Annotated in this window: 2 protein-coding genes and 1 pseudogene; all 3 read right to left on the minus strand. The window is 63.7% G+C overall.

What is annotated here, in order from left to right:
- On the minus strand, window positions 1-2872 hold a 2872-nt coding region (treS, locus tag ACLP25_RS02215), incomplete at its 3' end, for a maltose alpha-D-glucosyltransferase (protein ID WP_442467609.1).
- Window positions 2869-2994: a hypothetical protein gene (locus ACLP25_RS02220; RefSeq protein WP_442467610.1), complete on the minus strand. Its 126-nt coding sequence runs from the start codon at window positions 2992-2994 to the stop codon at window positions 2869-2871. The genes treS and ACLP25_RS02220, both read right to left, overlap by 4 nt.
- Window positions 2994-3508 (minus strand): annotated as a pseudogene (locus tag ACLP25_RS02225) (hypothetical protein); the annotation flags it as partial. The gene ACLP25_RS02220 and the pseudogene ACLP25_RS02225, both read right to left, overlap by 1 nt.

A 3508-nucleotide genomic window follows, 5' to 3' on the forward strand; every position in this document is an offset into this window, starting at 1 on the left:
CGAGGATCTGGCCAAGATGGAAGTCCCCATGGAGGCGGGTTCTCAGCGTCCCGATGCCGGCCTCGGCGATCTCACCGATCTTGTCGCAGAGCGGGTCGCGAAGCGCGATCAATTCCTTCGCGGCTGCTTGATCGGCCTCGTCCTGCCACGCGGTGAAATTTTGCAGCGTCTGCAGCGCCCGATCGACCTCCAGGCAGGCCGCTTTCGCCCAAGCCTTGGTTTCATCCCCTTGCACGCGCTCCGGCATGAATGCGGGATCGTCCGTGGGTTTCGCCAGCACCGCGTGCAGCTCGGCAAGGCGCTTTCCCATCGTCACAGCGAAGGACTGATAGGCGCCAATCGCCTCCCGTCCGGCTTGGTCGTCGGTCCCGTCGAACGCCGCTGCATGGATGGCGAGCCGGACTCTGTCGAGCGTCCACTCCCAGGCGTCGCCCTGATTGGGCACGAATTGCTCGGCGATCATGAGCGTCTGGGGCGTGCCGTCGGCGTCGACGCGCACCATTTCGCCGAACAGCGCGGGGCTGTTCGCGTAGCTGTTCTCGGTGAGATAGCGGGTCATTTCCGTTTGCGGATGTCGCCCGGCCTGGACCCGCCGGATGATTTTCACGACCGCGATTTCGCCGAGGATCAGCGACGTGTTGGATTGCTCTGCCGAAAGGCGGCGGATCTCCGTGTCTGGCGGCACTGCCGGAATCTCGTGGCTGGTCGCGAGCCAGTGCACTTCGCCGTGGGAAAGCTTTTCCACGCGCCCTGCCGCCAGGCTCGCCAAAATCGCGGCCGGCAGGGCGTCGACAGCGAAGCCATCCGTGAGGAAACCCGTCCGCCGGCGCCGGCGCACGCGCGCTAACGCCAGCTGTTGCACGATCGCGGGAGGCTTCTCGTCGTCCCAGACGATGCCGGCGGGCAGGAAGTAGCGATCCTGCCGACCGTCCATCGCGACTGCGAACTCGAACAGGATGAAGAAGTCCCTCGAGCGCCCGCGCATGACATCTGCGCGCGCGATGCCGATCGAGCGGGTCTTGCGGTCCTTCGCCGCGAACCAGCGCCGCCGCGCCAGATAGGAGGCAAGGATCTCCTGCTCGATGACGCGTCTCGGCTCGGGCGCCAGCAGCTCTCCGATCTCGTTTCGCATCACCAGCGTCACAAATTCGGGCAACGGCTCGGACGGCGGCACGCGCCATGCAGGCATCGCCTGGTTTGTTGCAAGGCTGAACCAGTAGAAAGCATGGTTCGGCAGCGTCAGCAGATAGCGGGTCTCCCCGATTGGCGGGAACACTGAGCCGCTCAACAGATCGACCGGCGTTCTTCCGACAAATTGCGCGAGGTCGAGTTCCACCGCCTGCGCCATGCGGGAGAGGTTGCAGACGCAGAGAATCGTCTCCTCGCCGTCCTCCGCCTCGAACTCCCTTAGAAAAGCGAAAATCTTTCGGTTTTCGGGGTTCAGCAGGCGCAGCCTTCCGCGACCGAAGGCGCGGTGGCGCTGCCTGACTGCAAGCATTCGGCGCATCCAATTCAAGAGCGAATGCGGATTGCTCGTTTGCGCCTCGACATTCACCGCCTGGTAGCCATAGACCGGGTCCATGATCGGCGGCAGCACGAGGCGCGCGGGATCGGCTCGCGAGAATCCGCCATTTCGGTCGAATGACCATTGCATCGGCGTGCGCACCCCGTCGCGGTCGCCGAGAAAGATGTTGTCCCCCATCCCGATCTCGTCGCCGTAATATATGACCGGCGTTCCCGGCATCGAAAGCAGGAGGGCGTTCATAAGCTCGATGAGCCGCCGGTCACGCTCTAGAAGCGGCGCAAGCCGACGCCGGATGCCGAGATTGAGGCGCGCCCGACGATCTGCTGCGTAGGTCTCCCAAAGGTAATCTCGCTCCGCATCAGTCACCATCTCGAGCGTCAACTCGTCGTGGTTGCGGAGGAAAATCGCCCATTGGCATCCATCCGGTATCTCCGGCGTCTGACGCATGATGTCGGTGATCGGAAACCGATCCTCCTGGGCGATCGCCATGTACATCCGCGGCATCAACGGGAAGTGGAACGCCATGTGGCATTCGTCGCCGGCGCCGAAATACTCCTTCACGTCCTCCGGCCACTGGTTGGCCTCGGCGAGCAGCATGCAGCCGGGCGCGGCCTTATCGAGTGCTGCGCGGATGCGCTTGATGATGGCGTGCGTCTCGGGGAGATTCTCGCAGTCCGTTCCTTCGCGCTCGACCAGGTAAGGAACAGCGTCGAGCCGGAATCCATCCACGCCGAGATCGAGCCAGAAGCGCATCGCATGGAGCACCGACAGAAGCACACGCGGATTGTCGAAGTTGAGATCCGGCTGATGCGAATAGAACCGGTGCCAAAAATAGGCCCCAGCGACGGGGTCGAAGCTCCAGTTCGACTTTTCGGTGTCGGTGAAGATGATCCGCGTGTCGGGGTAGCCGCGGTCGTCGTCGGCCCAGACATAGTATCTCCGCCATGCGGAGCCGGGCTTAGCGGAACGGGCGCGTTGGAACCAACGGTGCTGGTCGGAGGTGTGATTCACGACAAGCTCCGTAACCACCCGAAGGCCGTGGGCATGCGCCGTCGCGATGAACTTGCGCATGTCCTGGATCGTGCCATATTCGGGGTGCACATCGAGGTAGTCGGAGATGTCGTAGCCGTCGTCGCGCCTTGGCGACGGGTAGAAGGGCAGGAGCCAGATCGCAGTCGCACCCAACTCGGCGATGTAGTCGAGCTTCTCGGTCAGCCCGCGCAGGTCACCGATGCCGTCGTTGTTCGAATCGAAGAACGACTTCACGTGCACCTGATAGAAGACCGCATCCTTGTACCAGAGCGGATCGGCGGCCAGCGGCTGGGTCGCGCGCTTGCGCCGGCTCATGACGCCTGCCCATAGCGGCGCCCGCCTGGGTTTTCGAGCCGCCAGATGACGATGGGGTGGTCATTGGGGTCGAGTCGAACCCGCTGGCGCTTGCCGCGAAAGATCAGCGACCGCGCCCGCATCAGATCCTCCGCCCCGATCGCTGCCTCGTCCGGAAGGCCGAAACGCCAGAACGGAATCTCGAGATCCTTTCGATCGCCCGCCGGGGATCGAGGTTGACGGCGACCAGCAGCGTATTGCGCCCGTCGGGAGTACTCTTCGCATAATAGAGCACCGCATCGTCGAAGGCGTTCAGGAACTCGAGGCCGCGATGGCTGTGCAACGCCGGATTGGCGCGGCGGATCTGGTTCAGCCGACTGATCTCGGCCCTGATATTGCCAGGCCGGTCCCAGTCCCAGGCGCGGATCTCGTATTTCTCGGAATCGTCGTACTCCTCCCGCCCTTGCAGCGCGCGGGACTCGCAAAGCTCGAAGCCGTTGTACATCCCCCACAGCCCCGAGAGCGTGCAGGCAAGCGCGGCGCGGATCAGGAACGCCGGCCGTCCGCCGGTCTGGAGGAAGAAGGGATTGATGTCCGGCGTGTTGACGAAGAGATGCGGGCGGAAGAAATCCGCCACCGGAGCTTTGGCAAGCTCCG

The sequence above is a fragment of the Roseiarcus sp. genome (assembly GCF_052145395.1).
Lineage (GTDB): Bacteria > Pseudomonadota > Alphaproteobacteria > Rhizobiales > Beijerinckiaceae > Roseiarcus.